The 26,325-nt window shown below is 47.5% G+C and carries 31 protein-coding genes; 18 read left to right on the forward strand and 13 right to left on the reverse strand.

Annotated elements, in window-relative coordinates; all coding sequences use genetic code 11:
- The first annotated feature begins 147 nt into the window (after nt 1-147).
- Nucleotides 148-2,058, forward strand: a complete 1,911-nt coding sequence (locus CEW91_RS05295; protein WP_088767991.1) for a methyl-accepting chemotaxis protein — start codon at nt 148-150, stop codon at nt 2,056-2,058.
- Between the two features lie 104 nt (nt 2,059-2,162).
- Here the strand turns inward: CEW91_RS05295 and CEW91_RS05300 are convergent, their stop codons facing one another.
- The gene (locus CEW91_RS05300; protein ID WP_088767992.1) at nt 2,163-2,753 is read right to left on the reverse strand and encodes a hypothetical protein; all 591 of its coding nucleotides are present in this window, start codon (nt 2,751-2,753) and stop codon (nt 2,163-2,165) included.
- Nucleotides 2,743-3,462 (reverse strand): hypothetical protein, encoded by a 720-nt coding sequence (locus CEW91_RS05305; RefSeq protein ID WP_088767993.1) that lies wholly within the window; start codon nt 3,460-3,462, stop codon nt 2,743-2,745. The genes CEW91_RS05300 and CEW91_RS05305 overlap by 11 nt, the downstream gene beginning before the upstream one ends.
- A 183-nt stretch (nt 3,463-3,645) precedes the next feature.
- Here CEW91_RS05305 and CEW91_RS05310 point away from each other — a divergent pair, with 183 nt between their 5' ends.
- Nucleotides 3,646-5,490 (forward strand): hypothetical protein, encoded by a 1,845-nt coding sequence (locus CEW91_RS05310; RefSeq protein ID WP_088767994.1) that lies wholly within the window; start codon nt 3,646-3,648, stop codon nt 5,488-5,490.
- Between the two features lie 187 nt (nt 5,491-5,677).
- The gene (locus tag CEW91_RS05315; protein WP_088767995.1) at nt 5,678-5,959 is read left to right on the forward strand and encodes a hypothetical protein; all 282 of its coding nucleotides are present in this window, start codon (nt 5,678-5,680) and stop codon (nt 5,957-5,959) included.
- Between the two features lie 150 nt (nt 5,960-6,109).
- Here CEW91_RS05315 and CEW91_RS05320 read toward each other — a convergent pair whose 3' ends face one another.
- A complete protein-coding gene (locus tag CEW91_RS05320; RefSeq protein ID WP_088767996.1) occupies nt 6,110-6,550 on the reverse strand; it encodes a MarR family winged helix-turn-helix transcriptional regulator in 441 nt (146 codons plus the stop codon).
- A gap of 53 nt (nt 6,551-6,603) precedes the next feature.
- Between CEW91_RS05320 and CEW91_RS05325 the strand changes: the two genes are divergently transcribed.
- From CEW91_RS05325 to CEW91_RS05345, 5 genes are all read left to right on the forward strand, one after another.
- Entirely contained in the window at nt 6,604-7,062 is a 459-nt protein-coding gene (locus CEW91_RS05325; protein WP_088767997.1) for a hypothetical protein, read from the forward strand.
- Nucleotides 7,063-7,102: 40 nt separating this feature from the next.
- Entirely contained in the window at nt 7,103-7,609 is a 507-nt protein-coding gene (locus CEW91_RS05330; RefSeq protein WP_088767998.1) for a GNAT family N-acetyltransferase, read from the forward strand.
- A 116-nt stretch (nt 7,610-7,725) separates the two neighbouring features.
- Complete coding sequence (locus tag CEW91_RS05335) at nt 7,726-8,961, forward strand: acyl-CoA dehydrogenase family protein (protein ID WP_088767999.1); 1,236 nt, start codon at nt 7,726-7,728, stop codon at nt 8,959-8,961.
- Nucleotides 8,954-10,036 (forward strand): phosphotransferase family protein, encoded by a 1,083-nt coding sequence (locus CEW91_RS05340; RefSeq protein ID WP_088768000.1) that lies wholly within the window; start codon nt 8,954-8,956, stop codon nt 10,034-10,036. Before CEW91_RS05335 ends, CEW91_RS05340 begins: the two co-directional genes overlap by 8 nt.
- Nucleotides 10,037-10,064: 28 nt before the next feature.
- Nucleotides 10,065-10,835 carry an SDR family oxidoreductase gene (locus CEW91_RS05345; RefSeq protein ID WP_088768001.1) on the forward strand — a complete coding sequence of 257 codons (771 nt, stop codon included), beginning with the start codon at nt 10,065-10,067 and terminating at the stop codon, nt 10,833-10,835.
- Nucleotides 10,836-10,842: 7 nt separating this feature from the next.
- On the opposite strand, the gene CEW91_RS05350 is transcribed toward CEW91_RS05345, so the two are convergent.
- Nucleotides 10,843-11,295, reverse strand: coding sequence for a hypothetical protein (locus CEW91_RS05350; RefSeq protein WP_088768002.1), 453 nt, complete (start codon nt 11,293-11,295; stop codon nt 10,843-10,845).
- A 59-nt stretch (nt 11,296-11,354) separates the two neighbouring features.
- Here CEW91_RS05350 and CEW91_RS05355 point away from each other — a divergent pair, with 59 nt between their 5' ends.
- The 6 genes from CEW91_RS05355 to glnS are packed head-to-tail and all read left to right on the forward strand — an operon-like array spanning nt 11,355 to nt 16,272.
- Entirely contained in the window at nt 11,355-11,660 is a 306-nt protein-coding gene (locus CEW91_RS05355; RefSeq protein ID WP_269766173.1) for a DUF3040 domain-containing protein, read from the forward strand.
- Nucleotides 11,661-11,689: 29 nt separating this feature from the next.
- Entirely contained in the window at nt 11,690-12,097 is a 408-nt protein-coding gene (locus tag CEW91_RS05360; RefSeq protein WP_088768004.1) for a hypothetical protein, read from the forward strand.
- 14 nt (nt 12,098-12,111) lie between these two features.
- A complete protein-coding gene (locus tag CEW91_RS05365) occupies nt 12,112-12,867 on the forward strand; it encodes a 5-oxoprolinase subunit PxpA (protein ID WP_088768005.1) in 756 nt (251 codons plus the stop codon).
- Complete coding sequence (gene pxpB / locus CEW91_RS05370; RefSeq protein WP_088768006.1) at nt 12,860-13,588, forward strand: 5-oxoprolinase subunit PxpB; 729 nt, start codon at nt 12,860-12,862, stop codon at nt 13,586-13,588. Before CEW91_RS05365 ends, pxpB begins: the two co-directional genes overlap by 8 nt.
- Nucleotides 13,585-14,538, forward strand: a complete 954-nt coding sequence (locus CEW91_RS05375) for a biotin-dependent carboxyltransferase family protein (protein ID WP_088768007.1) — start codon at nt 13,585-13,587, stop codon at nt 14,536-14,538. Before pxpB ends, CEW91_RS05375 begins: the two co-directional genes overlap by 4 nt.
- Nucleotides 14,539-14,586: 48 nt before the next feature.
- Complete coding sequence (gene glnS / locus CEW91_RS05380; protein ID WP_088768008.1) at nt 14,587-16,272, forward strand: glutamine--tRNA ligase; 1,686 nt, start codon at nt 14,587-14,589, stop codon at nt 16,270-16,272.
- Here the strand turns inward: glnS and CEW91_RS05385 are convergent.
- The 5 genes from CEW91_RS05385 to CEW91_RS05405 all read right to left on the reverse strand — a co-directional run bounded on the left by CEW91_RS05385 (nt 16,259) and on the right by CEW91_RS05405 (nt 19,497).
- Complete coding sequence (locus CEW91_RS05385) at nt 16,259-17,296, reverse strand: saccharopine dehydrogenase family protein (RefSeq protein ID WP_088768009.1); 1,038 nt, start codon at nt 17,294-17,296, stop codon at nt 16,259-16,261. The genes glnS and CEW91_RS05385 overlap by 14 nt on opposite strands.
- Before the next feature lies 1 nt (nt 17,297).
- Nucleotides 17,298-17,744 carry a ferric iron uptake transcriptional regulator gene (gene fur, locus CEW91_RS05390; protein WP_088768010.1) on the reverse strand — a complete coding sequence of 149 codons (447 nt, stop codon included), beginning with the start codon at nt 17,742-17,744 and terminating at the stop codon, nt 17,298-17,300.
- A gap of 46 nt (nt 17,745-17,790) precedes the next feature.
- The gene (gene fldA, locus CEW91_RS05395) at nt 17,791-18,324 is read right to left on the reverse strand and encodes a flavodoxin FldA (RefSeq protein WP_088768011.1); all 534 of its coding nucleotides are present in this window, start codon (nt 18,322-18,324) and stop codon (nt 17,791-17,793) included.
- Nucleotides 18,325-18,417: 93 nt separating this feature from the next.
- The gene (locus tag CEW91_RS05400; protein WP_088768012.1) at nt 18,418-18,633 is read right to left on the reverse strand and encodes a DUF2788 domain-containing protein; all 216 of its coding nucleotides are present in this window, start codon (nt 18,631-18,633) and stop codon (nt 18,418-18,420) included.
- 87 nt (nt 18,634-18,720) lie between these two features.
- Nucleotides 18,721-19,497 carry an alpha/beta fold hydrolase gene (locus tag CEW91_RS05405; protein WP_088768013.1) on the reverse strand — a complete coding sequence of 259 codons (777 nt, stop codon included), beginning with the start codon at nt 19,495-19,497 and terminating at the stop codon, nt 18,721-18,723.
- Between the two features lie 107 nt (nt 19,498-19,604).
- Between CEW91_RS05405 and CEW91_RS05410 the strand changes: the two genes are divergently transcribed.
- Both CEW91_RS05410 and pgm read left to right on the forward strand, forming a co-directional pair.
- Complete coding sequence (locus CEW91_RS05410) at nt 19,605-20,093, forward strand: replication initiation regulator SeqA (protein WP_088768014.1); 489 nt, start codon at nt 19,605-19,607, stop codon at nt 20,091-20,093.
- Entirely contained in the window at nt 20,093-21,733 is a 1,641-nt protein-coding gene (gene pgm, locus CEW91_RS05415; protein ID WP_088768015.1) for a phosphoglucomutase (alpha-D-glucose-1,6-bisphosphate-dependent), read from the forward strand. Before CEW91_RS05410 ends, pgm begins: the two co-directional genes overlap by 1 nt.
- An 8-nt stretch (nt 21,734-21,741) precedes the next feature.
- Here pgm and CEW91_RS05420 read toward each other — a convergent pair whose 3' ends face one another.
- On the reverse strand, nt 21,742-23,040 hold the full coding sequence (locus CEW91_RS05420; RefSeq protein WP_088768016.1) for an MFS transporter: 1,299 nt from the start codon (nt 23,038-23,040) through the stop codon (nt 21,742-21,744).
- Nucleotides 23,041-23,192: 152 nt separating this feature from the next.
- On the opposite strand from CEW91_RS05420, the gene CEW91_RS05425 reads away from it, so the two are divergent.
- Together CEW91_RS05425 and hda are read left to right on the forward strand one after the other, a co-directional pair.
- On the forward strand, nt 23,193-24,278 hold the full coding sequence (locus CEW91_RS05425; protein WP_088768017.1) for a DUF2066 domain-containing protein: 1,086 nt from the start codon (nt 23,193-23,195) through the stop codon (nt 24,276-24,278).
- Nucleotides 24,260-24,991, forward strand: coding sequence for a DnaA regulatory inactivator Hda (gene hda, locus CEW91_RS05430; protein ID WP_232507034.1), 732 nt, complete (start codon nt 24,260-24,262; stop codon nt 24,989-24,991). The genes CEW91_RS05425 and hda overlap by 19 nt, the downstream gene beginning before the upstream one ends.
- Here the strand turns inward: hda and CEW91_RS05435 are convergent.
- From CEW91_RS05435 to arsC, 3 genes are read right to left on the reverse strand one after another with little or no spacing between them, the layout of a single operon-like run.
- The gene (locus CEW91_RS05435) at nt 24,988-25,377 is read right to left on the reverse strand and encodes a DUF2069 domain-containing protein (protein ID WP_088768019.1); all 390 of its coding nucleotides are present in this window, start codon (nt 25,375-25,377) and stop codon (nt 24,988-24,990) included. The two genes, hda and CEW91_RS05435, sit on opposite strands and share 4 nt — an antisense overlap.
- Before the next feature lie 9 nt (nt 25,378-25,386).
- Nucleotides 25,387-25,944 carry an NAD(P)H:quinone oxidoreductase gene (gene wrbA, locus CEW91_RS05440; RefSeq protein WP_088768020.1) on the reverse strand — a complete coding sequence of 186 codons (558 nt, stop codon included), beginning with the start codon at nt 25,942-25,944 and terminating at the stop codon, nt 25,387-25,389.
- Nucleotides 25,944-26,291 carry an arsenate reductase (glutaredoxin) gene (gene arsC, locus CEW91_RS05445; protein WP_088768021.1) on the reverse strand — a complete coding sequence of 116 codons (348 nt, stop codon included), beginning with the start codon at nt 26,289-26,291 and terminating at the stop codon, nt 25,944-25,946. Before arsC ends, wrbA begins: the two co-directional genes overlap by 1 nt.
- Between the last annotated feature and the right edge of the window lie 34 nt (nt 26,292-26,325).

Genomic DNA, 26,325 nt, shown 5'->3' on the forward strand with positions numbered 1-26,325 from the left:
GGCAAATATTAGTGATAGGAGCGACCATTCTACCGTAGACTAACTGGCAACGCATTAAACCAAGCTGTGCAACTTATTCTTATTTTTTCTATATTTTTCTTATAAACGAACGATAACTTACCAAGAATACGAAAATTCGGAGCTTCTATGTTCAGAAATATAAATATCGGAACGCGACTTGCCGTTGGCTTTGGTGTCGTGGTAACCGTAATTATTGTCGCGATGTCGGTATTTTATTTGGTTAATTCTAACTCGGTCATTCGAGAAGCCGAGCAAAGAGAGCTTGAAAACTTATACCAAGCCGCACGCTCGCAAATTGATACTCGAGCTCGCTTCGCTGAGGGAATGAGTGCTATTGTCGCACTACATCCAGATACAGCGGAAACTTTAGCGCAAGGTGATAGGGAGGGCTTAATCAACACCTACAGCGGTATTTATGACGTTCTGCATGAAGACTACGGTATTGCCCAGTTTCAATTCCATACACCTCCAGCCCGCTCTTTCCTGCGCCTTCATAGGCTTGAAAAGTACGGTGACGATTTAACCTCCTTAAGACCGACTATAGTAGCGGTAAACGAGACGAAGCAACCCGTGAAAGGATTAGATGGCGGTGTTGCGGGTATAGGTATTCGGGGCCTTTATCCAATTAATAGTCAAGGCCAACATCGAGGCTCTATTGAGTTTGGGTTAAACCTTGGTGATGCATTCGCTGAACTATTTACAGAGGACTATGGAGCAAAGCTCGCTATTCATGGAGTACAAGGAAGCAAAACGAATGTCCTTGCTAGCACGATAAATGGAAAAACGTTGGTAAATGGCGAGAGTGTAATGCAAGCATGGCGTGGGGACGAAAAAATTGGATACAACGAAATAGGCGACACGCCGTATGCCACTTACACTCGAGTTATTGATGACTTCAGCGGGAATCCGATAGCGGTTTTGGAAATTGCCATGAATCGCGAATATTACGCCGATAGCATTGCATCAACACGTACTTTCGTCATTGTTCTGGCAATTGTAGGCATTGCTGTTTCGTTGCTTATCGCGTCTTGGTTGGCAAAAAGTATTGTTAGCCCCCTCCGTACGACGGTGAGAAATTTGAATGATATTGCGGAAGGTGAAGGTGATCTGACGCGCCGTTTGGATACTGAAGGTTCAGACGAGCTCAGCGAGCTGGCAGAGAGCTACAATCGGTTTGTTAGCAAAATTCAGGACTTAGTAAAAGAAGTGACCGATGCAGCAATACAAATGGCGACCGCAACTGACGAGCTGAATGCTATTGCTGGTGAAACAAAACAAGGGGTCCGGCAGCAGCGGGACGAATTGAACCAAGTGGCAACGGCAGTTAACGAAATGGCCACTTCAATTCAAGAAATTGCACGAAATACTAACAGTGCAGCAACGAACGCAGAACAAACCAGTGAAACCGCAAGTATCGGGAAAAAAACGGTCGAGTCGTGTGTGCAACGAATTAATCAGTTAGCTGATGACGTCGAACAAGCGGCTACAGGTATGACGGAGCTTGAAAATAACAGCGGTGCTATTGCTAGTGTTCTTGAAGTTATCCGAAATATTGCCGAGCAAACAAACCTACTGGCGTTAAATGCCGCTATTGAGTCTGCTCGTGCCGGTGAAGCTGGAAGAGGTTTTGCAGTTGTTGCAGACGAAGTTCGAACACTGGCACAAAAAACACAGACTTCTACCGTCGAAATAGAAAAAATTATCGACAGCATTGTGAACAGCACTAAGGACTTAGGGCAGGTTATGCAAGGAAACCAGCAGAAGTCCTCTGAAGCAGTAACTGAAGGTGATAATACCGTTGTGGCCTTAGAGCAAATAATGGCATCGGTAGCGTCGATAAAAGACACTAACACACAGGTAGCTACAGCAGTCGAAGAGCAATCCTCCGTGGCGGAAGAAATTAATGCCAGCGTCACACGAATCAATGATATTGCGGAAAGCAGTGATCATTCAGTTGAGCAAACCGTTGTTGCGAGCGGCCAGCTGGCAGAAACAGCAAATACTTTGCGGACGCTTGTCAGTCGTTTCAAAGTTTAGTGATTGAAGCTCATGGATGAGCTTTCACTTTGATGGTGGTAAGGTTCGTATTCTAGACGAAAGGTACGCTTGTGGCATTTCATTTAAAGCCACAAAATTAATACCTACTGCTTTTGAGTCTTTTGCTTAAGAGCTTGAAGCTCTCCCCAAGACATTGCATAACCTGAGTCAACTTTTCCTAATTCGTGTTTTTCTTTTGCTTGCAACAACCGTGCGTCAAAGTGCATAGATTTTGAACCGGACAGATTGAGTTTATTTTTAAGTATTGTAACCATCGTTGGCAACTTGTGTTCAGCGACAACGGGGAGACTGTTCGTCAAAAACGCACTGAGTGTGTATTCGAGATCGAGTTGACTCAATTGTTCTTCAGAAATTTTTATTAAGTTTATAGTGAAAACCAACGACTTTGCTTTATCTGCAAACGGTACCAGCTCCTCAGTAATACTAATGGTATTCTCAGTATCGGAGTGGGGGTATTGTGTCTTAAAAAGGTGCCAATGTGGCTCGGCAATAAAAATATCCAAGCCTGTGGTCATTTGCTGAACGCAGTAAAGTGAAAAAGGCAAATCACCTGCAAAGCAGTAGTCAGCCTGACTTAATTCTAGTTCTCGTATGAGACTTTTTACCGACGACAATAAATGCGTGTTTTCACCGTAAAAAGGTTCTATAAAGTCAGTGTATAAATCAAAGTCCATTATTAATAATCTCTTTACTACCCAACAGCTCATCCGTCTGAGCAATTAATAGGGAATAAGACTCGCTAGCGGATTGAGAGGATTTAAAGCCTAACTCACATGCTCGTCTTTGCATTGCATTTAACCAAGATAAGTCATAAGCATTTTTATGACCTCTCGGTTTGTAAAAAGCATCCTCCCATAGCTTGAAGTTGGTTGGACGCCAAGTGTCCGCAAGTAATACCGCCTTAACCTGTTTTATATTTCCAAATGGTTTTCCATATATACTTGGCCGATGAAGCATTGAATGAAAGCTTAGAGCGAGTTGCTTTGAATGAAGGCGGTCATAATCGGCTTTAATCTGTTTTAAAAACCCTGTTGCGGGGTAGTCGCGTTTTGCTTCGATTAAATACAGGGTTTCATTAGCGTAAATGTAGCCGTCTAAATGATTTCTCCATTTCTTAGAGAGGATTGATTTACTAGTGAGGTCAAATCCGTCATTAGCATGGCCTGAATTGGCATTGTGAACTGGCAATGTTTTCTCGCCCACAAACGGAATTTCTAAACCCCAGTGAGCTTCTGGTGCCTTTTTTAAACAGCCCATCAAAAACGCGGTTACTAAATTTTGTTCAACTACTTCGCCACCGGGTTTACAGGGACGGAATACATTCATTGATTGTTTATAGTGTTCAACCAAGTTGGTGAATCCGTTCGCGATTAATTCGTCCATTATTCGTTTTCTCGTAAGCGTTATCGATTAATTTAAACATCATATTATAAATTTATCGTCTTAGCTCTTAGAGGCCTTCTATATTGTTCAATTAAAATCAGCTTCGTAACCTTGGGTTGCAATATTGTTATAAAGGAGTAACGTAATTGGTGAATAATTGACCTAACCAAGGAACGGTACGTAATGAAACTCTCCAATGTTCTGTCTACTGTTAATCAAATTGAAAAATCCAAATTCATTAACTTTCTTGACCGCATATGCACGGAAGCCAGCTCCCACAACAAGCAAGTGGCAAAACAGTTCAAGAACATTGATGGTCAAATCAAAAATGCTCCCAGTGGTGAAGTTACCCAACTATTCAGGCTTGCTCAGCCGCTTTTCCAAAAAGAAGTAAAGTCACAACTTGCATTAAGTGGGGTTCAGGCCGCGCTTTTGGTGAATATTCTTAGTCGTGACGGCAACTGTGTGGCACGTGTTTCCTGGATAGAACAGCTGTACGAAAAAGAATGGAAGCAAATTGACGCTCAGGCGAAGAGCTTGAAAACGCTTTTCGATGAAGCTGAACAAACAGAGGTTTATGACGAACCGAAACGTCTGGGCATTTACTACGCCTGTTTGAACGAGGCACTGCATAATGACGAGCGTTCGAACCGCGAAGGTAAAATTACCGATGAGGAACGCGGAATACTGAATGTGCTCGCTCACAAACTGGATGTTACTGCCGACAACCGTGTTGCCATTGAGCATTTAATTGATCCCATTCCCAAAACGGGCGTTTCTGACTGTCTGAACCAGCTACGTGAAATAGGCATTGTTTTCGTATCTAAGAAGCATCAGACCGTTTATGTGCCCGATGAAATAGTTGCGTTGTTGCACCGTATTCAATCTAAAGAGCTTGCCGACAAGCATCTTCTGCGAATACTGCGGACATTCTCTGATGCAGAGCTCTCAAATATTCTGAAAAGCCATGACAAGCGTATTCGCGGTGTCAGTCGTGACGATAAAATTGATACCGTTTTCAAAATGGGCTTATCGGTCAGTCAAATTCTGAGTCATGACATGCACGGCGAACAGTCCGGCGTGACTGAGAAAAAAGAGCGTTTGAAAACACTTATTGATGACTTGCAGCTTGCACTAGAAAAGCTTGGCACTACTCTCGAGGAGCGTTGCAGCCTAATTATTGGCGCGCTGAATTCCTCTACAGAGCATGAATTTAATATTTTATCGGCAACCGGGTACAAGTCGTTGTTTTCAACGCTAAGCCAGCACCTTCCGCAATTGCCGAAAATGGCAAAGGACGAGTTTGAGCTTGAGCCTAATCAGGACATAGACGTTGAAAAGCTTCGCGCGCTTGCGATAACCCCATACGATATCCTGTTTATGCTGTCGAACGAGCAGGTAAAGAGCCTGAAGTCTGATATGGGTATAACGCGCAGAGGCGACCCAAGACAGGTGATTCTTGAAAGCTTTGCGGATGCGACAGACAAGCTGGTAGAGAATTACGAAGCCCTAGCAAGGCGCGATTTAGCAGCACTGAAGCAGAAGAATATTGAGATAGCCGAAGCCGACATCGGCATTAAGTTTGAAGAAGTCACCAAGGCCATATTTGAAGAGCTTGGCTTAACGGTTGACGAAGATTTGCGCCGCGACATTAATACCGCCAAAGACAAAGCTGACATCCTGCTGTCATTGAGTGAAGACGATATTATTATCGGCGAAGCGAAAACCTCGAAGAAAGGGGACTTTGCTAAGTACTCAACGACCTCTCGACAAGTGAAAGCCTACGTCACCCGCTGCGAAGGTGCTGGTAAGCGAGTTGCACAAGTGCTCATTGTTGCCCCTAGCTTTTCTAATGACTTTGTTGAGTCCGCTGAAATGGATACAGAAGTGAATATTTCACTATTAGAAGCGGCTGGCCTGAAGAAAATACTGGAAGCTTATAAGTCGCGCAGAAACCCTAAATTCTCAGCCAAGCTGTTTACTAAAGGTGGGCTTTTGAAAGCGGATTTGATTGCGAAGAATATTTAGGGGGCGTAACTTTTGGTGGTTACGCGCTTGCGAAAAGCGATTACTCCCGCATTAGAAAGGTCTCGGGGGAAATCGCTGGCAACAAGTAATAAGTCAATCAAGTTCGTTCCGGCCTGTGGCCGTCCACCGGACGTCTAGTCGGGCGCCGCTTATCATTGGCGATATATATATACAAGGAGTATCAAGTATGTTTAGTAAATTAATTCCAGTAACTCTGATAGTTTTGCTATCGGCTTGCGGGGCAACTCAAGCACCACCGTATCAAAAAGATAGATCGCCTGAGGCGAGAGACCAATACTCTGGTGTGGAAGGTATGATGCAATATCAAAAAGATCAAAGTTACCTCGCGCGTCAAGAGCTGGCTGATAAGTGTGCTCAGGCTAAAGTTGACTTAGCCATAGCCGAAGAAGATAAAAACACGAGTGAAATAGAAAAACAAAAAGCAATAATTAGTAATACGTGCCTATAGCGAGCGTATCAACTGGTTAGCAAGCACATAACAAGCTGCTAGGGGAAAACCTACGGTTCTTCGTTGAAGGTTCGCCTCCGTTATAAAGCCGTGGGTGTAAAAAGTTTGTCCTATGAAACACCCAAATAGTAATCGGTTTTTACCAAAACGCTAACTCAAGTAGTCGTTTAAAAGCTTTAATGTAGCTGCAACAGAGTTTAGGTCTTCTTCTTTTATTTCCTGGGCCATGGCGTTGACCCACGGTATTTGTTTTTCCATCACTTTTCTAAACGTCTCTTGTCCCTTGTGGGTGAGCCTTATCAGTTTTGCTCGCCGATGCTTTGGGTTATCGAGTGTTTCAAGCAACTCGTCGTCCATCATCTCATTAACGAGTCGTTGTATCGCTTGTCTTGTCTGTCCCATTGCTCTTGCGATATCTGGCACCGTCATAGTGCTTTCGTTGTAAGAAAGTGCTCCAAGAACTTTCCAACGAGCGCTGGTGACTCCCAGATCTTTAATGAGTTGATCACCAGTCGTCACCAATAGCCCATTCAGTTTAAAAACTTCCAGAAAGACTTCCGTTAGCTTGCTGCCTTTTTGCGTGTGCTGCATTGCTTTACTCCATAATGACAATATGTTGTCATTATGGCTCAAGAAGGTAATTTATGAAACGGAAAATACACTTACTCGCCGCCGTAGTAGCGACGCTCTGCATCGCGGTTTTCTTTATATCAACAATTATTGTTGAGTTGTTTGGTTCGCTCGATATGATCGCGTCAACAAAATCTTTAATCGTAACCCCTGGGTTATTCATTTTAATTCCGGCTATGGTAATCGTCGCTGGTAGCGGTTTTTCTCTTGGAAAAAGCAGAAAAGGGCGACTGGTTAACGTCAAGAAAAAACGGATGCCATTCATTGCGTTAAACGGGCTGTTCATTCTCACGCCATGTGCAATATTTTTAAGTATTTGGGCAACCTCTGGTATCTTTGATACAACGTTTTATATCGTGCAAGGAATTGAATTAGTCGCTGGTGCAGTCAATTTAGTACTGATGGGCCTTAATATGCGTGATGGTCTTAAAATGACAGGATCGGGCTTACCGCGCTTTGCTAAAACTGTGTGACTGCTATAACGTCAGTAAAACAATCGGAGAGCACGGCCTTATGAAAGTACTCTGTGAAACAGAACGATTATCTATAAGGCAGTTTGAGTTACGCGATGCACCTTTTATTACCCGCATACTCAACGATGACTTATTTATCCGGTACATCGGCGATAAAAACGTTCGTACGCACGAAGACGCAATTAACTATCTTAAAGCTGGCCCTATGGCTAGCTATGAGAAACACGGCTTCGGCCTTAACTTGGTGTGCCTAAAAGAACCCCGTACACCAATTGGCATGTGTGGCTTATTGAAGCGAGACGAATTGGAAAATCCGGATTTAGGCTACGCTTTTTTACCAGAATACAGCGGTAAAGGTTATGCGAGAGAGGCTGCGGAAAATACCTTAAAGACCGTTATGAAAACCTGTTCAGTCGACGAAGTTGTTGCTGTCACCCTTCCCGAAAACGTTAGATCAAATAAGCTGCTAGAAATTATTGGTTTCAGATTCAAAGAGACAATAGAATTGTACGGTTCTGAGAATAATTTATACGAATATCTAGGCTGAAAGGCGGCAGCACCCCCAAACTCAGATCATTTGTTTTGCTCCCCCTCTAACTCTGGTTGTACCACCAACTGTTTCAAGTCTACAATGCTGTTAATTATTCGTTGGGAGCGGGCATTATGGACTTTTCCTACAGTGCGAAAACAAAGGACTACTTGGCGCGGCTTGACGCGTTTATGCGTGAGTATATCGAGCCGTATGAAGACCAGTATCAAAAAGAGAATTATCGGCTGAATAGCACGCCGAACTGGCGTGAGTGGCAGGTGCCGCCAAGGGTGGCGGAGCTTAAGCAGTTAGCGAAAGAGCAGGAGCTTTGGAACCTGTTTTTGCCGGACGACGAACTGGGTGCAGGCTTAACAACCTTGGAATACGCGCCGTTAGCCGAGCGTATGGGCCGTAGCCTGTTAGCGCCTGAGGTGTTCAACTGTAACGCGCCCGACACCGGCAATATGGAAGTGCTGTATCATTTTGGTGATGATCCGCAGCAAGAGCAGTGGTTAACACCGCTTTTAAACGCCGACATTTGCTCGGTGTTTTGTATGACAGAGCCTGATGTCGCGTCCTCCGATGCCACCAATATGCAAACCACCATCGTTGCCGATGGCTCCGACTGGGTTATTAACGGCCGTAAGTGGTGGAGTACCGGTTTAGGGCACCCTGAGGCTGAAGTCGCTATTGTGATGGGGCTGACCGACGAAGACGCTGACAAACATCATCGTCATTCTATGGTCTTGGTACCGCTAAACACTCCGGGCGTTAATATAGAGCGCATGCTGCCCGCGTTAGGCGAATACGACGCGCCTTATGGTCATGGTGAGGTGGTGTTCGACAACGTGCGTGTACCCAAAGAGAACATTATAGTCGGTCCCGGGGCGGGCTTTAAAATTGCGCAGGGGCGTTTAGGCCCGGGGCGTATTCACCATTGCATGCGCGCTATTGGCGCGGCAGAGCGGGCGCTGGAGCTATTCATTGAGCGCGGTACGTCACGCATTGCCTTCGGCGAACCGTTATTGAAGCTGGGCGGCAACAGTGAGCGGTTGGCGGATATGCGTGTGGCCATTGATCAGGCGCGTCTATTGACCCTGCACGCCGCCTGGCAAATCGACAATATTGGCGCTATGAAAGCCATTAAGGAAATATCTGCCATTAAGCTGGTGGCGCCTAACGTATTGCAGAAAGTGGTGGATGAAACCATGCAGCTGTTTGGTGGCGCATCTATGTGCCACGACACACCACTACCGGGCTTACTGACGGTGGCTCGTTCACTACGTATTGCCGATGGACCCGATGCGGTTCACCGTGCGACCATTGCAAAAAACGAATTAAAACAGTGGAAAGGGCGTATTAATGACTGACGCGTCAACAATAACGGATCAAGCTAGCGAGGTTCGCGAAGAGGAAGCGTTGCCGGTTGAAGCACTGGACAACTGGCTGGCTGAGAACATAGGAAGTGAGCTACCGGACAACCGAGGTGAACTCAGAATTACGCAGTACACTGGCGGTGTGTCGAACTGGACGTACCGTTTGGACTATGACGGTTTGGCGCTGGTATTGCGTCGCCCGCCGGAGGGCACAAAAGCGAAGTCAGCCCACGACATGGGGCGCGAGTACCGTCTGCAAAAACGTTTGCGTCCGGCGTTTCCTTATGTGCCCCGTATGCTGGCGCACTGCAAGGACGAATCGGTTATTGGTGCTGAGTTTTACGTTATGGAGCACCTTACTGGCATTATTCCGCGCCGCCGTTTTCCCAAAGGGCTGGACTTAACCGCCGAGCAGGCTCGCCAGCTTTGTACAAATGCACTCGACAAGCTTATTGAATTGCATAATGTCGACTTAGACAGCACAAGGCTTCGTAAAATAGCCAAAGGTAAAGGTTATACCGAGCGTCAGGTCAATGGCTGGTGCAGCCGTTATGAAAAGGCGAAAACCTGGAATGTGTTTGGGGCTAAGTCAGTCATGCGCTGGCTACAAGAAAATCAGCCAGAGAACGAAAAAATATGCCTGGTTCATAACGACTTTCGGTTAGATAACCTGATTCTGAATCCGGAAGACCCAACCGATATTATCGGTATTCTCGACTGGGAGCTGACGACCCTAGGCAACCCGTTAATGGACTTGGGTAATTCGCTGGCGTACTGGATAGAAGCGGGCGATGACAAAGTGGCGCGCGCGACCAAACGCCAACCCAGCGACTATCCGGGCATGCTAACGCGCAAAGAAATTATCGATTATTACTGCGAACGCACTGGCACTAAGGTGAAAGATTTTGCCTTTTATGAGGTGTTTGGCTTGTTCCGCTTGGCGGTTATTGCGCAGCAAATTTACTATCGGTACCACCATAAACAAACCACGAACAAAGCCTTTAAGAACTTCTGGTTTTTGGTGAACTATTTGCTGTGGCGCTGCCGTCGCCGTATCGCAAAAGCGTAACGAATTATAATAAAAAGAGAGCTCAATAATGCCGCAAGAACGGAAAACCATTTTAATTACCGGTGCCAGCTCAGGCCTAGGGCAGGGTATGGCACGTGAGTTTGCTGCTGAAGGCAAAAATTTGTGTCTGTGCGCCCGTCGGTTAGATCGCTTAGAAGCCCTCAAAGCCGAGCTGGAAGACAAGCACTCAGGCATAACCGTCAGCATTAAAACGCTGGACGTAAACGTCCACGAAGACGTATTCCGAGTGTTTCAGGAGTTCAAACAAGAGCAGGGCCACATTGACCGCTTTATTATTAACGCGGGTATGGGCAAAGGTGCGGCGTTAGGTACGGGTTACTTCGAGGCGAATAAAGCCACGGCAGAAACCAACTTTGTGGCGGCGTTGGCGCAATGTGAAGCGGCTATGGAGATTCTGCGCGAGCAAAAAGGCGGGCATTTAGTGACTATTTCGTCCATGAGTGCCTTCCGTGGTATGCCACGGGCCATGACGGTGTATGCAGCAACCAAGGCCGGGCTGGCGTCGTTAACCGAAGGTACTCGTGCGGATTTAATGAAAACTTACGGCAGTAATAGCCCGATAAAAGTGTCGACCATTTATCCAGGGTACATTCGCTCTGAAATTAATGAAAAAGTGAAAAACACACCATTCATGGTGGATACGGAAACAGGTTGTCGCTTACTGGCAAAAGCCATTAATAAAGAGCCAGTAAAAGCTTATGTCCCTTACTGGCCCTGGGCGTTAATGGCATTCCTAATGAAACGCCTGCCATTGAAATGGGTGTTAAAGCTGGCTTAACTCTCGGTTATTCACCAGAACAAATGGCGTCGCCGGCGGTAGACACCTGCACCGACAGTGACTGACTCACTCCGTTGGCGTCGTTATACAAAAATACAGGTTCCACTAAGTTCATATCAGCGCGGTCGCCATCGTGGTTAATGTCCAATTGCTGCTCATTCAGCGTTAATTTCATGCAGCCGTCGTGCTCGGTCGTTAGTAAGCGTTGCCACTTTTCGACACGCGGCTCATAAAGCCACACTTCATGTCCTTGCCACTGCTTGTCGCTACCACGCTCACACCAATAAGTATGCGCTTCTAATGAACCGTCGCCATTATTCACCAGCTGCTGAATATCGCAGTCTTCATCGGTGGGTAAGTCGGGCTGCATGGTCGTTTTTTGATAAATAACCGCGCTGCCGAGAATAACGCCGACAGTAATAATAATGGCGGCAATTGGTAGTAGAATTCGTTTTAACATATGGCCTCAGAAGCTGATACAGTATAGAGTCATTACAGGAAAACGATTAGTATAAAGCGATTAACAACAAGAACAACTATAAGAACAAAACGCGGGGATGTATGTGGCAAAGAGTATTGGCTCTTTTAATACTAATAGCCGGGCTGTTAATGGCGGTTTTGGGTGTGGTAAGTGACAACGATACCAATGTTCGTTTGGCCGGTGCGGCATTGATGTTGGTGGGCATTATTTGGCTGTACCGCCAACCAACGCTGAGCTCGCTGGACACAAAAGGCCAGACAGCGCCGTTGAAATGGTATCAGTCACCTATTTTGTGGATACCCATTATTGCGATTATTATTTTTATTATCAGCCTCTTTGTTTAAGAGCCTAATTAGGACATCGGGAATTATTCATGGATTTAAAAAAGCGGATTGTCATTTTAGCCGGTGCAGTGGGGCTATTTTTCTATTCAGCCACTCAAGAACAGCTCATTAGTGTTATTGCAGACTACAACCTGGGCTGGTATCAGCTGGGCTTACCTATTGCCTGGGGTGTGGTACTGGGCGGTGTGTGTGCGCTGCTGAAATTTCGTTGGTTGTTGTCGTGGTTACCACCAGTCGTGTTAGTTGCTAGCGCGATAACGACCATGGGCATTATTGGTGGTGTGGCGGTTTATGTGAAACACCAGCTGTTTGTGCTGGCGTTGCCGCCTCTGCAGTTAGGCGCTGTCGGTATTGGCTTGTATTTGTTTGCGGTCAGTTTGACGCGCCTGTTAGGTGACATAGAAGCACGCAGTTCAGAGAAAGAGAAAAAGTCATAAATAAAGAGTCGTAAATGAAGAAAGTAACGCTTAACGCAGACATTGGTGAAAGCTTCGGTGCCTGGACAATGGGTGCCGACGAGCTCATTATGCCGCATATAGATTGTGCGAATATTGCCTGTGGCTTTCATGCGTCCGACCCGCTAACCATGAAAAATACGGTGCGTTTGGCGAAGGAGTATGGCGTTAAAATTGGTGCGCACCCAGCGTACCCTGATCTGGTCGGTTTTGGGCGTCGGCACATGGCCTGTAAGCCGGAAGAAGTTACCGCAATGGTGCAGTATCAGGTAGGGGCGTTACAGGGGATTTGTACCGGAGAGCGTGCCAAAGTGGAATACGTAAAGCCACACGGTGCACTGTATAACGACATGCTGAACGACGGTCCGCTGTTCGACGCGGTATGTCAGGCAATTGCGGCATTACAAGGTAACGACGAGTTGCCGCTTATGATGATGGCGACGCCGGAAAACCATGCCTGGAAAGAACGCGCCGCACAGTTTGGTGTGACCTTGTGGTTTGAGGGCTTTGCTGACCGTGCCTATGACGACAACGGCAAGCTTCGCTCGCGTAAGCACGACGATGCCGTACACAGCGATAAAGACGCGATGCTGGAGCAGGCACAAGCGTTTACTGAAGGTAAGCCCATTACCAGTGTTAACGGCACGTCACTGAGTATTCAAATTGATTCGTTATGTGTGCATGGTGACAACCCAAGAGCCATTGACACCGTGAAACAGTTGAGACAGATAGTAAAAGGAAGTGATGAGTAACGCAGAAAGCGATTTTCCAAAAATAGTCACCGCCGGCGCTGACGCCATTTTGGTGTATCTGGGCGAAGGGATTGATCCAACAGTTAACGACAGGGTCATGGCGTTAACAACTCGTGTGGGCGAATCATTAGGTGACAAACTCTACGATCTGGTTCCTTCCTACAACTCACTAATGATTTACTACAACGTACTGTCACTTTCTGAAGACGAGCTGCGTGAACAGGTACGACAGCTTGTTGATGAGCTAGCGCAAAATGGGTTTGCAGACAACGCTTCCGCAGAGAGCACGCTGCATACCATTGACGTTTATTATGACTCCAGCGTTGGACCTGATTTGGAACGCGCGGCCGAGCAAACCGCCTTGTCGATTGATGACATTATTCAATTACACACCGAGCAAGAGTACCGGGTGTATGCTATGGGCTTTGCGCCGGGCTTCGCGTATTTAGGTGAGCTACCCGAAAAGCTGCGGTTGCCGCGTTTAGATAACCCAAGAACCAAGGTTCCAGCAGGCAGCGTGGCCATAGCCGAGGCTCAAACGGCGGTGTACCCGTCGGCGTCACCGGGTGGCTGGAACATTATTGGCCGCACGGCAGAAACCCTCTATGACCCTAAAGCCGACAACATTAGCCCAATGAAAGTAGGTGACAGAGTGCAGTTCAAAGCCGTGTCGAAAGAAGAATTTGAGCAAGCCGGTGGCTCACTGGAGTCGTTATCATGATGAAAGTTCTTGATGCGGGTATGAAAACGGTTGTGCAGGATTTTGGCCGGTTCGGTTATTTGTCCAAAGGCTTAACCCGCGGTGGTCCGGTGGACGAGAATGCGTTTTTATGGGCGAATCGGTTGCTTGGTAATAACTTTAACGCAGCACAGTTGGAAATTATCTTAGGAGGTCTGGAAGTTGAGTTTCAGCAAGACGGTTGTTTTGCATTGACTGGCGCTGATGCCGATGCGCACCTGGACGATGAACCGCTAACCCTGTGGCAAAATTTTGAAGTGAAAGCCGGTCAGCGTTTGAAGATAGGTTACGCGAAAGCCGGTTTACGCTTGTATCTGGCGGTGCAAGGGGGCTTTCAAGTTGAATCGAAATGGGGCAGTTGCGCTACCGTTGAGCGCGACAGTGTGGGCGGCTTGTCGGGTGACGGCTCGGCGTTACAGAGCGGCGATAGCCTGCGCTTTCACTGTGACACACCGCAGCCGTCCAGGCGTGTGAGCTGGGCTTACCGCAGTGACTATACAAAAACACCCGTGCTGGGGCTTATCCCAGGCTATCAGTATGACGACTTCCCAATGTCGGCACGAGAAGCCTTTTGCTACGAAGACTTTGAAGTCAGTAAAGACAGTAACCGCATGGGTATTCGTTTAGCTGGTAAATCGCTGGAAACGCCGGAAAAGGGCTTGGTTTCAGAGGGAATTAACATTGGCTCGGTACAGGTGCCTTCAGACGGACAGCCCATTATTATGATGCACGATCGACAAACGCTGGGTGGTTACCCCAAGCTGGGTGTTATTAACCCGGTCGACTTAGGAAAGTTGGCGCAATTACAGCCGGGCCAAAAAGTGCGTTTCACTCGTGTAGATGCGTCGGTCGCACAACAGCAATTGCGCCGCTTTTATCAGTTTTTTAATGTGCGTCTGCCTTGTCAGGGCGGCGATAACCTGCGATCATAGCGCCTTTCTAATTTCCCGTGTTCATTCTGTAGCGGAGACAACAATTTAATGGCTGATACCGATTCTCGTCCCAGTAACTTTATTCGCCAAATCATCGATAAAGATTTGGCCAGTGGTAAACACTCAACGGTGCATACCCGTTTTCCGCCGGAGCCGAATGGTTTCCTGCATATTGGTCATGCCAAATCAATCGTGCTGAACTTTGGCATTGCGGAAGACTACAACGGTACGTGTAACTTACGTTTTGACGATACCAACCCTTTGAAAGAGAAGGTCGACTACGTTAATTCGATTAAGCAGGACGTTGAGTGGCTTGGGTATCAGTGGGAAGGCGATCCGCGTTATTCGTCAAATTACTTCGATCAGCTGCATGCCTACGCGGTAGAGCTTATCGAGAAAGGTTTAGCCTATGTCGACTTTTCGTCGCAGGAAGACATGCGTGAAATGCGTGGCACCTTGAAAGAACCGGGTAAAAACAGTCCGTATCGTGATACTTCAGTGGAAGAGAACCTGAAGCACTTTGCCGACATGACCGCAGGTAAGTACGAAGAAGGTAAAGCGGCGCTGCGTGCCAAAATCGATATGAGCTCGCCGTTTATGTGTATGCGTGATCCGGTGATTTACCGTGTGCGTTTTGCACATCATCACCAAACCGGTGACAAATGGTGTGTCTACCCAATGTACGACTTTACCCACTGTATTTCCGATGCGCTGGAAGGCATTACGCATTCTTTATGTACGTTGGAGTTTCAGGACAATCGTCGTCTGTACGACTGGGTGTTGGACAACATCAGCATTGACTGCCACCCGCAGCAAATTGAGTTTTCGCGCTTAAACCTACAATACACGGTCATGAGCAAGCGCATTATTAATACGCTGGTAGAAGAAGGCAAAGTCACGGGGTGGGACGATCCGCGTGTTGCTAGCGTTGCCGGCTTGCGCCGCCGTGGTTATACGCCAGAGTCTATTCGCGAGTTCTGTCGTCGTATTGGTGTCACGAAAATGGATAACCAGGTTGAAATGAGCATGCTTGAAGCCTGTATCCGTGACGACTTAAACGAAAATGCGCCGCGTGCAATGGCAGTGATGGATCCGGTTAAAGTGGTTATTGAAAACTATCCGGAAGGCCAAACCGAGTCACTGAATGCGCCAAACCATCCGAATAAGCCGGAAATGGGCGAGCGAGACGTTACCTTCAGCCGCGAACTGTGGATAGAGCGTGAAGACTTCCGCGAGTCAGCGAATAAGAAGTTTAAACGCCTGGTGTTGGATAAAGAAGTGCGCTTAAGAAATGCGTACGTTATTCGTGCTGATAGAGTCGAAAAAGACGCTGACGGTAATATCACGACCATTTACTGCCACTACGACGCAGATACGCTGGGCAAAGACCCGGCGGACGGTCGTAAAGTCAAAGGTGTCATTCACTGGGTATCGGCAGAAACAGCGAAAGAAGCGGAGTTCCGCGTGTACGACCGCTTATTCCAGGTGCCAAACCCGGCTGCCGAAGAAGACTTATTCTCGACGCTGAACCCAGAGTCTTTGATTATTAAGAAAGGTTTTGTGGAAGCGAACCTGGAAAATGCAAAACTGGGTGAAAACTTCCAGTTTGAACGCCTGGGTTACTACTGCTTAGATACAGATGCCGAGAAAGAAGGGCGTCTTATTTTCAACCAAACGGTCGGCTTACGCGACAGCTGGGCGAAAATAGAGCAGCAACAGGCTACTGAATCGTAAATTGGTCCAGTAGCTTAGCGCCGTATAAACGAGAGGGGGTGTAAAAGCCCCCTGTGTGTTTCTGGCTTAAGGTATGTACAGCCAACTCAACAGCCCCTTCGGCCGTTAACGAGTACCCATTTTTCACTTTCACTCGCAGCTCTTTTGTATTGCCGCGACTATCAGAAATTTCACCCCAAACATAGGTCGGGTTGTCTTTTCGTTCTTTCTCTTCCGGACCGGCTGGCTGAGACTCGAGCTTTTGCTTCAGTTTACGCTGCACCCACTTCCAGTTAAAGACAAGGCGGAACCAGTTCATGCGGCGCATTTTCTTAACCAAACGCGGGCTGGCCGGAATGTACACCTCAATGTTGGGAATATCCGTAGTGTAGTAGGCAGTTGAAACGTCGCCCCATGGAATGGTCATGGCGCATTTTTTACCATTACCAAAGTCTATCCATTGCGAATGCCAGGCGTGCGGTACATCGACAATTTGCCCATTGACACGTGCAGCGCCGCCACGACCGAGGCGTTCAATACTGGTTTTAGCAGTACCGCGACTCATGCGAGAGCCGGAATCGAACCCGAGCTTTAAATGCGTCGCTTCCGGCATTTGTGCGTTTAAACGCGCCGCCACACAGTCGGTAGGAATAACGTCAAAGCCGACACCGGGACACAGCACAATACCCGCCTCTTTGGCCTTTTGATGCTTGGAGTGTGCATACTCAAATACGTCAATTTCCCCGGTTATATCCAGATAGTGTGTTTGGGTATCAATGCACGCTTGAATAAGCGGAGCGGCCGTTTTGCTAAATGGACCAGCGCAGTTCAGAACTAAGTCGACATCGGTCAGTTGGCTTTTTACCGTGTCGATATTGTCGAGTGAAAAACTGCGGTATTCAAATTCGAGGTGACGCGCCACTGGCTCCAGTGACGCTTCATTACGACCGGCGAGAATTGGGTGATAACCGCGTCGTTTGGCTTGATGTGCGATGAGCTTTCCTGAATACCCGTAGGCACCATAAATGAGCCATCGCAATGCCATACTATTCCGCCTCTATGGCCAGTTTGTATTCGCAGTTTTCGCCACGCTGGCATTCACCGTACAAATACAAACTGTGGTTGGTCAGCGTTAGCTTATTAGCTGCGGCTACCTTCTCCTGACGTTCCTCTATGACGTCGTCTTCAAACTCGAAGACATGGCCACAGGTTAGACACACTAGATGATCGTGGTGCTCTTTAGCGCTCAGCTCGAAAACCGAACGACCACCTTCAAAGTGGTGGCGAGTAATAATGCCCGCATCGTCAAACTGGTTCAGAACACGATAAACCGTGGCTAAGCCGATTTCGTCTTTTTGCTCAAGCAGGATTTTGTACACGTCCTCAGCGCTAATGTGCTGGTTCTCTGGCTTTTTCAGAATCTCCAGAATTTTCATGCGTGGAGACGTGACTTTTAAGCCTGCTTTTTTTAACTGTTCGTCGTTACTCGCCATAATTATTCTTAATCTCAGTCAAACTTAGTTAACAGCATACCCTGTATTAACTGTCATTTGCCAGTTCTGCCAGGCACATTTCTTCGTAGACTTGCTGACACCATTTAGTGACGCGCTCTTTCGTCAGTTCTGGCTGACGGTCTTCGTCAATACCCAGGCCGACAAAGTGAGCGTCATCGACCAAACCTTTAGAGTCTTCAAAGTTGTAGCCTTCGGTTGGCCAGTGACCAATAATGATGCCGCCTTTGGCTTCAACAATGTCACGCACCATACCCATAGCGTCAAGGAAGTATTCTGCGTAGTCTTCCTGATCGCCACAACCAAAAATACCGATTAATTTGTCGGTAAAGTCGATTTCTTCTAACTCTGGGAAGAAGTCGTCCCAGTCGCACTGAGCTTCGCCGTAGTACCACGTCGGGATACCGAACAGCAGTAAATCGTAACTGGCAATGTCTTCTTTGCTGGATTTAGCGATGTCTTTTACATCGACCAGCTTTTTTCCAAGCTCTTTTTGAATCATCTGAGCGACAGCTTCTGTGTTGCCTGTGTCGCTACCAAAGAAAATTCCAACCGTTGCCATAAATTATTTTCACCTGTTTATACGAATCAACAATACTGAATGGATTTGCGTGTACTTTGAATAACGAACCGCATTCAGTGACGTAAATAATTTTTAAATACCTGACTCCCACAGGACTTGAATAATGCCTTTGGCAATGAAGCCAAAGCAGCCCAGAAATAGGACTAACCAAACAATAATTTGGCCAAACCTGGGTACCGAGGAGCGTTTTAAAACGTCGCGTATCGCCAGACCAATTAGCAAGAAGAGAATTCCCAGCGTGATATTGGTGCCAAGAATTTCCAGTTGTTCATAATATTCAGCCAACATACAACTACTCCTTGCTGGAATCTGCGACTATTACGGGACTTGTTTTAAGCCGCCGTAGAATAGCATAAAGTCGGTAAATTAGCGACCTCAGGCCGTTAGAAAGTCATGCACTAAACGGTTAAATATCCGTGGTTTTTCGGCATGCAGCCAATGACCTGTGTCATCAATAACCTTAACGGATGCGTTGGAAAAACGTTTTTTCACGGCGGCTTCGTGTTTTTCTGTCAGATAATTCGAGTTTCCGCCCTTAATGAAAAGCGTTTTTCCGTCGTAAGTCTTTTCACTCACCGCACCGGATATGTCGCCGTAGCACTCTTTAAGCGCATTCAGGTTCAGGCGCCACTGGTAGCCGTCGTCGGTACGTTTTAAATTTTTCAATAGAAACTGCCGCACCCCTTTTTCGGCAATGGCGTCGGCTAGTTGTTTGTCGGCGTCACCTCGACTGTTCACCTGTGACAGGTCAAGCGCGCAAAGTGCCTCCATAATGCGGTCATGGGTGCCTTCATAAGCCGCAGGCGATATATCGGCGAACACCGCTGACAACACTCGTTTGGGAGCGCTCATAGCAACTTCCATAGCAATTTTTCCACCCATCGAGTGACCGACTAAATGAAACGACTCGAGGCTCAGGTCGTCGGCAAGCGCAATAATGTCTTTGGCCATGCTGGGATAGGTCATGTCGTTGCTGTGAAATGAGTCGCCGTGATTTCTGACGTCGGGCAACACGCAGTAAAAGTCGGGCTCAAGATCACGTGCTAAACGCTTCAGGTTGTCTTTGTCGCCAAAAAGTCCGTGAATGATGATGACTGCAGGGTTTTTAGAGTTACCAAGCGTTTCATGATTCAATTGTTTAGAGTCTGCCATCGAGTCGCCTTTAGTGATAAACTTTGCGTTCTATTTTCAAGGCTTTGTGATGCCGATGCAAGCGACAAAGCCATACCTAATGGTTTATTAGAGGTCGGTCATAAATAATGAAACGGATAGACATTGACGACGATTTGTACACCTATATAGCAAGCCACACTCAGGAAATTGGTGAGAGCGCTTCGGATATTTTGCGGCGTTTGCTGAATGTTGAAAAAGCCAGTAAGCCGGTGCCTTCCAAACCAGAAAAGGCGAAAGTTGACAGCGTGTTTAATCGCTTAAATGAGCAGGACGTGCGTATCCAAAAAAGTGTGGTGGCTCGCTTTTTATACATATTAAGCATGCTGTACAAAAGTCACACTGACCGTTTTGCCGAGGTGCTGGACATACGCGGTCGTGACCGCCAGTACTTTGCCCGTAGTGAAGATGCGCTGCTGAGTACGGGTAACAGCACCAATCCGAAGCAAATACCCGATGCGCCGTTTTGGGTGATAACCAACACCAATACGACCAAGAAAAAATCAATGCTGACGCAGGTAGCAAAGGCATTAGGCTACAGCGCTGCCGACGCAGAAAAAATAAGGGATTTTTTATAATGGCACATTCATCCCGCGCCGGGCAGTTGGCGCAAGCTAATGATTTAACCAATATTGCACAGTTGACCAGTGCTTACTATGTGTACGAACCTGACGCTCGTAAAGCTGATCAGAAAGTCAGTTTTGGCACGTCCGGGCACCGTGGCAGCTCACTGAAGCGCTCATTTAACGAAGCGCATATCTTAGCGATAGCACAGGCTATTTGTGCCTACCGTGAAGAGCAGGGCATTACCGGCCCTATTTTTGTGGCTAAAGACACGCACGCGCTGTCAGAGTCGGCTTACTTAAGTGCGTTGGATGTGTTTTTAGGTAACGGCCTGGAAGTGCATGTTCAGGCAGAGCACGATTATACGCCGACGCCGGTGCTGAGCCGGGCGGTTATTCAATGGAATAAGAAAAACAATGCTAAGGCCGACGGTGTGGTTATTACGCCGTCGCACAATCCGCCACAAGACGGCGGCTTCAAATATAACCCGCCCCACGGTGGGCCTGCTGGCGGCGATGCCACAAGAGCGATTGAAAAATATGCGAATGCGCTGCTGTCATCCGGTCTTATTGGCGTGAACACGTGCGAAAGCGAAGATGTTCTCGAGCATCCCGGGCTGACCTTTGTGGATTGGCGCAAAGACTACATTGAGCATTTAACTGACTGCGTTGATATGGACGCGATTGCCAAAGCCAACTTAACGCTTGGCGTCGATGCGATGGGCGGCTCGGGCGCAAAATATTGGCTGCAAATTGCTGAGCATTATGGCCTGAATATCGACGTAAAAAATGCGGTAGTGGATGCCACTTTTTCTTTTATGTCGCTCGACAAAGACGAGAAAATTCGTATGGACTGCTCGTCACCTCATGCCATGGCGTCCTTGTTGGAGCTAAAAGACAAATACGACTTAGCAATGGGGAACGACCCGGACTATGACCGCCACGGTATTGTGACGCCAACACATGGCTTAATGAATCCGAACCATTATTTATCGGTCGCTATCGACTATTTGTGTAAGCACCGCTCCTGGTCCGCCGAGGCCGCTATTGGCAAGACGCTGGTATCCAGTGCAATGATTGACCGTGTTGTTGCTGCGAATGACCGTAAACTGATGGAAGTACCGGTGGGTTTCAAATGGTTCGCAGAAGGTTTAGCCGACCAGAGCATTGCGTTCGCCGGTGAGGAAAGTGCCGGAGCAACCATGTTGGATCGCAATGGTGACACCTGGACAACCGACAAAGACGGCATTGTCTTAGCCTTGCTGGCTGCTGAAATTCAGGCAATGACCGGCAAAAACCCCAGTCAGTACTATGATGAATTGTGCGAGCAGCATGGTACGTCGTTTTATCGCCGCGTTGATACCGCGTCGTCTGCTGAAATGAACCAGGGCTTTAAAGGTATCCGTGCCTATAAAGTGAAGTTACCGGAGCTTGCTGGCGAAGCCGTGACCGATATTACCACCAAAGCCAAAGGGAACGACGCACAGTTTGGCGGCATTAAAGTGACCACAGAGAACGGCTGGTTTGCAGCGCGACCTTCAGGCACTGAGCCGGTTTATAAGATCTACGCTGAGAGCTTTGTCAGTGACGAGCATTTAGATGCGATACTCCAGCAAGCCGCTGAATGGGTCAACGACTTACTGGCGGCAAAATAATCTTCTGGCTAACGGAGGATAGCGTTACTTTCGATTTCGCTATCCTCTTCTTCTTCGTCTTCTTCTGGACTTTCAGGCGCTTCTTCCGCCATTGATGTTAATAGCTCGTCAGAGGTTTGTGACGGAGCCAAAATAGCGAAGTTGCTGTGCAACTGGTCTTCTGCTTTTGCACGGCGAGTGACGCGGTACAGCGTATATAAACAGACTAGCGCGGTAAGACTGGCCAATAATAAGAAGAAGAAATTAATGGCACCAAACTGCATAAGTGCGGCAACGGCTGGTGCCCCAATGATAGAGCCCGCACCACCAATTTTGATAATGGCTCCAGTGGCGCCAACCATTTGATCTTTTTCCAGATAGTCATTGGTGTGCGCCATGCCGAGTGAGTAAAGCGGCAAGATAAAGGCGCCCAATAGCCCAACTGCTATGTAAATTAAAATAGCGTTAGAGGCACCGAGCTGGGAAAGCAGTACAGCTATAGCGGTACCGCCAGCGGCACAAATGGCAATAACGAAACGACGGTCAATACGGTCAGACAGCAAACCAAATGGTGTTTGTGAAATGAGACCGCCCAAAATAAAGGCCGCCATAAATAGAGTAATTTGGAAAACACTCAAACCAATGTAAGACGCGTACATGGGACCAATGCCGTAGAACATTGCGTAGCAGGCTTGCATGATAAAGGCGTTTACCACCCCTAACGGAACCGTTTTTAATAACAGGGAAACCGGCACTTTTTTGTTTTCATGAGTGGTCGGTTCAACGGTCACGCTGACCAAAATAGGGATAAGCGCCAAGTTAATAAGTAGGGCCACAATAGCAAAGGCGACAAAGCCCGCCGGGTCGGCAACGCCCAGTATGAGCTGACCGGCAATTAAGCCGCTGTAAATAATGACTAAATAGATAGAAAGCAGCGTGCCGCGACTTTTGTTGTCCGCCATGGTGTTCAACCAGCTTTCGACAATCACAAAAATACCGGAGATAGCAAAGCCGGTAATGAAACGCATAACAAACCAGACAATAGGGTCGACCCAAATAGCCTGGACTAAGATACTTGCTGCTGCGAGTGCGGCCAGACCGCCTAACGATCGAATATAACCAACACGACGAATGTCTTTAGGGGCACGGGTTGACCCAAACAGGTAGCCAATGAAATAGGCTGACATGATAAAACCGGTAACCAGTGTGCCGAAGTCTTCAATAGTGGCACGTAAACTTAACAGGGTACTGGTCATCCCTACGACAACACCAATGAGACTGATGCTGGTAAGCAATGAGCTGATTCCCCGAAGTTGTTGTTTTAGCATGTCTTTACCGCTGTTTTTGAATTTAGGGCAATAATAGCGTCAGTTGCCTTTTTTTCATAGGGAAGATTCCCACAAGCTTATCCACAAGTTGTTACTTGCTGTTCTGGTTTTGGCTGTTTAATATGCTCTCAAAGTCTCATTAGGATGATGTCATGTCACGGTTGCTAAGTCGCTTTGCGTTTATTGCGTCAATTACATTGCTGACAATGCTATACAACGGCGCTGCTCAGGCAAAGCTGGTTGATAACCTGTACTCGGCAGAGGTGGAAGTTGCTTCACAGAGCAATGCGCATCGCCAGCAAGCCATTCGGGAAGCCTTTGAACGGGTTATTTTGAAAGTAACCGGACAACCGGAGTCTATTGAGCATGAAGCCGTAAAGCGAGCATTGCGTAGTGTCAGTAATTACCTGATTCAGTATGGCTATAGTGACAATCAGGGGCAGCGTACATTAAGCGCGACGTTTGATGGTACGAAAATTCGTTCGTTGTTGGCAGAACACCAGTTACCTTATTGGGGCAGTCGTCGGCCAGAGCTTTTAATGTGGATAGCTGCTGAAAATGACGACGGGCGTCGCATTATTCTGGACAGCTTTGGGCAATCGGTTTTTGAGCAGCAGCTCGAATTTTATTCGCGTCAATTCAGCCTGCCTATTCGCCGGCCGTTAATGGATTTAACCGATTCTTTCACTATTTCCGCTATGGATGTTTGGGCGCGTTTTATGCAACCAATAAAAGACACATCCAAGCGCTATGGTACTGACGGTATTTTCGTTGGAAAAATCACCCATCATGCTGAAAGCGAAGAGCCATGGAAGCTAGACTGGTCGGTAGAGGTAGGTGACAGACGCTTATACGGTCAGGTTTCAGCGACCAGTAAAGACTGGCTGGCGGAGCCGCTTATGCAACAGCTGATGGCTAAACTGTCTTCCATATACAGTGTTACGGCGTCAGATGACAGTGTCAGCCAAACCATGACTATTAAAGTGGAGGGCTTAAATAAGCTCCAGCACGTTTTAGCACTGGAGTCGTTTCTGAGAAGTGTTGTGTCGGTTGAGGATGTTGCCTTAAAACATTACTCGCAAGACCTGTCTGAGTTCGATATCGTTATTAACGGTTCGCTCGATCATGTTATTCAAGCGATAAATCTTGATGGTCGCTTGCAAATTCGAGACATGGGGCCGTTTGTGAGTATGAGTGAAAACCAGGTACAAACTTATGAATGGCGTGGGGACAATTAATGCCGCCGCAGCAGTTGCCATTAGCCGTTCAACTTCCTGACGATGAAACCTTTGAGACGTTTCACGAGGGCGACAACAGTACCGCGCTAAAATGGCTGCGAGTGCTGCCGGAAAAGCAAGCGCCACTCGACATAAGCGAGCAACTGACTTGGCTCTCAGGTCCTGAGGGCGTTGGTAAAAGCCACTTATTGCATAGCTTAGTCGGTGCCTCCTCTGAAACCAGCCGTGTTTTTTACCTTCCTTTAAAAGAGCTGAGTGACGTAGAGCCAGCGGCGGTGCTGCAAGGTGCTGAGCAGGCCAGTATTATCTGCCTGGATGATGTCGATAAGGTGACTGAGGACGAGAGCTGGTGTTATGAATTATTTGCACTGATTAACCGAGTGACAGATAACGAGTACAGTCGGTTGGTGATGACGGCGAAACAATCGGCGTTAAAAACCGCGGTAAGCTTGCCGGACTTACAGTCCCGTTTTCAATGGGCAACCGCCTTTCAGCTGCAGCCTCTAACCGATGAGGACAAAGCTCAGGTGTTGTCGCTAAGAGCGCAGTTTCGAGGGCTTGAGTTACCGGATGACGTGGCGGCTTTTATGATTCAACGCTTAGGCCGCTCGATGCGAGAGTTGATGAGCACGCTGAATGAGCTGGATAAGGCGTCGATTACTTACCAACGCCGGTTAACCATTCCTTTTATTAAAAAAATTCTGGCCGTTTAGTCCTGATCGTTCAGTTTTTTCAGACCCAAACCTAATTCACGTCCTTTATAGCGTGCGAACCCCGTTGCCCCAATGAATGCGCCTACTGCAAAAAGTAGCTCTAATGCCGCCCAGATACGTTCATCGGGATGGGTCCACAGGGTGGTTAACGCATGTAAAAAATACAGCATTAAAATAAAGTTAGCCCAGGCGTGAGTGTAAGGCTTGCCGCGAATAAGGCCGGGTAACGGAAATAACAATGGCAATACCCAAAACAATAAAGATAAGGTTGTGGGTAAAGACGCCGGCGCGGAATCGGGCAGGCTATGCCAAAGCGATACTAAAATCAGTAGTGGCCAGTAACATAAATGAGTTAATACTCGATAAAACTGTGGGGATGTTGGCATTTATCAATCCTAAGACATTAACTTTTGAGCGGCAGAGGCAACGCGCTTACCCAGAGCAACAGCCAATTGACGTTCGTGATCGGTGAGTTTGCCGGAATGGTCAACGTGGCTGGCACCATACGGTGACCCGCCGGAATCCGTTTGGTGTAACGCCGGTTCAGAGTAGGGCAGACCGACTAATAACATGCCATGGTGCAACAATGGCAAAGCAAGGCTCAGTAATGTTGATTCCTGGCCGCCATGCAAAGAACTGGACGAGGTAAATACCGCACCTGGCTTGTCTGCTAACGTTGCTGATAGCCATTGTGCTGAGGTGCTTTCCCAAAAATTCTGTAACCCAGAAGCCATATGCCCGAAGCGTGTCGGGCTGCCGAGAATGAGTGCATCGCACTGCTCAAGGTCTTTTGTGTTGACCTCTAAATCACGCTCACTGGCGGCGTCACTGGCGGTATTAACCGTTCTCAGCAATGCTTCTCCGCCGGCACTGGCTACTCCTTCTGCAATGGCATCGGCCAATTGTTGAGTTGCACCACCGCGGCTGTAATAGAGGATTAAAACCTGTGTCATTAAAGAATATCCAGTACCGATTCAGGCGGACGGCCAATCGCGGCTTTGTCGCCTTTTATCACGATAGGGCGCTCAATGAGTTTAGGGTTATTGACCATAGCCGTTATCAACTCGTTTTCGTCGCTAACGCCAGCGAGCCCCAGCTCCTTGTAGATGGCTTCTTTTTTGCGCATCAGTTCGTCTGCAGAAAGACCAAGTTTATTTAAAATATCCTTTAACTCCGCAGCATTTGGCGGGGTTTTGAGGTATTCCACAACCTCTGGTTCAATAGACTTTTCTTTGAGAAGCTCAAGGGTTTGTCTTGATTTTGAACAACGTGGGTTATGATAAATTGTTACTTCGCTCATTTTTGTCGTACCTTGTAGTCTCTTGTAATGCACT

The organism is Idiomarina piscisalsi (assembly GCF_002211765.1).
GTDB lineage: Bacteria > Pseudomonadota > Gammaproteobacteria > Enterobacterales > Alteromonadaceae > Idiomarina > Idiomarina piscisalsi_A.

What these genes read in the sequence shown, in the direction of transcription:
- CEW91_RS05365 (WP_088768005.1), top strand. Translation starts at nt 12,112, where the DNA reads ATGAAGAAAGTAACGCTTAACGCAGACATTGGTGAAAGCTTCGGTGCC.
- CEW91_RS05400 (WP_088768012.1), bottom strand. Translation starts at nt 18,633, where the DNA reads ATGTTGGCTGAATATTATGAACAACTGGAAATTCTTGGCACCAATATC.
- CEW91_RS05425 (WP_088768017.1), top strand. Translation starts at nt 23,193, where the DNA reads ATGTCACGGTTGCTAAGTCGCTTTGCGTTTATTGCGTCAATTACATTG.
- pgm (WP_088768015.1), top strand. Translation starts at nt 20,093, where the DNA reads ATGGCACATTCATCCCGCGCCGGGCAGTTGGCGCAAGCTAATGATTTA.
- CEW91_RS05405 (WP_088768013.1), bottom strand. Translation starts at nt 19,497, where the DNA reads ATGGCAGACTCTAAACAATTGAATCATGAAACGCTTGGTAACTCTAAA.
- CEW91_RS05300 (WP_088767992.1), bottom strand. Translation starts at nt 2,753, where the DNA reads ATGGACTTTGATTTATACACTGACTTTATAGAACCTTTTTACGGTGAA.
- fur (WP_088768010.1), bottom strand. Translation starts at nt 17,744, where the DNA reads ATGGCGAGTAACGACGAACAGTTAAAAAAAGCAGGCTTAAAAGTCACG.
- CEW91_RS05340 (WP_088768000.1), top strand. Translation starts at nt 8,954, where the DNA reads ATGACTGACGCGTCAACAATAACGGATCAAGCTAGCGAGGTTCGCGAA.
- CEW91_RS05295 (WP_088767991.1), top strand. Translation starts at nt 148, where the DNA reads ATGTTCAGAAATATAAATATCGGAACGCGACTTGCCGTTGGCTTTGGT.
- glnS (WP_088768008.1), top strand. Translation starts at nt 14,587, where the DNA reads ATGGCTGATACCGATTCTCGTCCCAGTAACTTTATTCGCCAAATCATC.
- pxpB (WP_088768006.1), top strand. Translation starts at nt 12,860, where the DNA reads ATGAGTAACGCAGAAAGCGATTTTCCAAAAATAGTCACCGCCGGCGCT.
- CEW91_RS05310 (WP_088767994.1), top strand. Translation starts at nt 3,646, where the DNA reads ATGAAACTCTCCAATGTTCTGTCTACTGTTAATCAAATTGAAAAATCC.
- CEW91_RS05305 (WP_088767993.1), bottom strand. Translation starts at nt 3,462, where the DNA reads ATGGACGAATTAATCGCGAACGGATTCACCAACTTGGTTGAACACTAT.
- CEW91_RS05420 (WP_088768016.1), bottom strand. Translation starts at nt 23,040, where the DNA reads ATGCTAAAACAACAACTTCGGGGAATCAGCTCATTGCTTACCAGCATC.
- arsC (WP_088768021.1), bottom strand. Translation starts at nt 26,291, where the DNA reads ATGAGCGAAGTAACAATTTATCATAACCCACGTTGTTCAAAATCAAGA.
- CEW91_RS05335 (WP_088767999.1), top strand. Translation starts at nt 7,726, where the DNA reads ATGGACTTTTCCTACAGTGCGAAAACAAAGGACTACTTGGCGCGGCTT.
- CEW91_RS05385 (WP_088768009.1), bottom strand. Translation starts at nt 17,296, where the DNA reads ATGGCATTGCGATGGCTCATTTATGGTGCCTACGGGTATTCAGGAAAG.
- CEW91_RS05330 (WP_088767998.1), top strand. Translation starts at nt 7,103, where the DNA reads ATGAAAGTACTCTGTGAAACAGAACGATTATCTATAAGGCAGTTTGAG.
- CEW91_RS05360 (WP_088768004.1), top strand. Translation starts at nt 11,690, where the DNA reads ATGGATTTAAAAAAGCGGATTGTCATTTTAGCCGGTGCAGTGGGGCTA.
- fldA (WP_088768011.1), bottom strand. Translation starts at nt 18,324, where the DNA reads ATGGCAACGGTTGGAATTTTCTTTGGTAGCGACACAGGCAACACAGAA.
- CEW91_RS05325 (WP_088767997.1), top strand. Translation starts at nt 6,604, where the DNA reads ATGAAACGGAAAATACACTTACTCGCCGCCGTAGTAGCGACGCTCTGC.
- CEW91_RS05315 (WP_088767995.1), top strand. Translation starts at nt 5,678, where the DNA reads ATGTTTAGTAAATTAATTCCAGTAACTCTGATAGTTTTGCTATCGGCT.
- hda (WP_232507034.1), top strand. Translation starts at nt 24,260, where the DNA reads ATGGCGTGGGGACAATTAATGCCGCCGCAGCAGTTGCCATTAGCCGTT.
- CEW91_RS05410 (WP_088768014.1), top strand. Translation starts at nt 19,605, where the DNA reads ATGAAACGGATAGACATTGACGACGATTTGTACACCTATATAGCAAGC.
- wrbA (WP_088768020.1), bottom strand. Translation starts at nt 25,944, where the DNA reads ATGACACAGGTTTTAATCCTCTATTACAGCCGCGGTGGTGCAACTCAA.
- CEW91_RS05435 (WP_088768019.1), bottom strand. Translation starts at nt 25,377, where the DNA reads ATGCCAACATCCCCACAGTTTTATCGAGTATTAACTCATTTATGTTAC.
- CEW91_RS05350 (WP_088768002.1), bottom strand. Translation starts at nt 11,295, where the DNA reads ATGTTAAAACGAATTCTACTACCAATTGCCGCCATTATTATTACTGTC.
- CEW91_RS05375 (WP_088768007.1), top strand. Translation starts at nt 13,585, where the DNA reads ATGATGAAAGTTCTTGATGCGGGTATGAAAACGGTTGTGCAGGATTTT.
- CEW91_RS05320 (WP_088767996.1), bottom strand. Translation starts at nt 6,550, where the DNA reads ATGCAGCACACGCAAAAAGGCAGCAAGCTAACGGAAGTCTTTCTGGAA.
- CEW91_RS05345 (WP_088768001.1), top strand. Translation starts at nt 10,065, where the DNA reads ATGCCGCAAGAACGGAAAACCATTTTAATTACCGGTGCCAGCTCAGGC.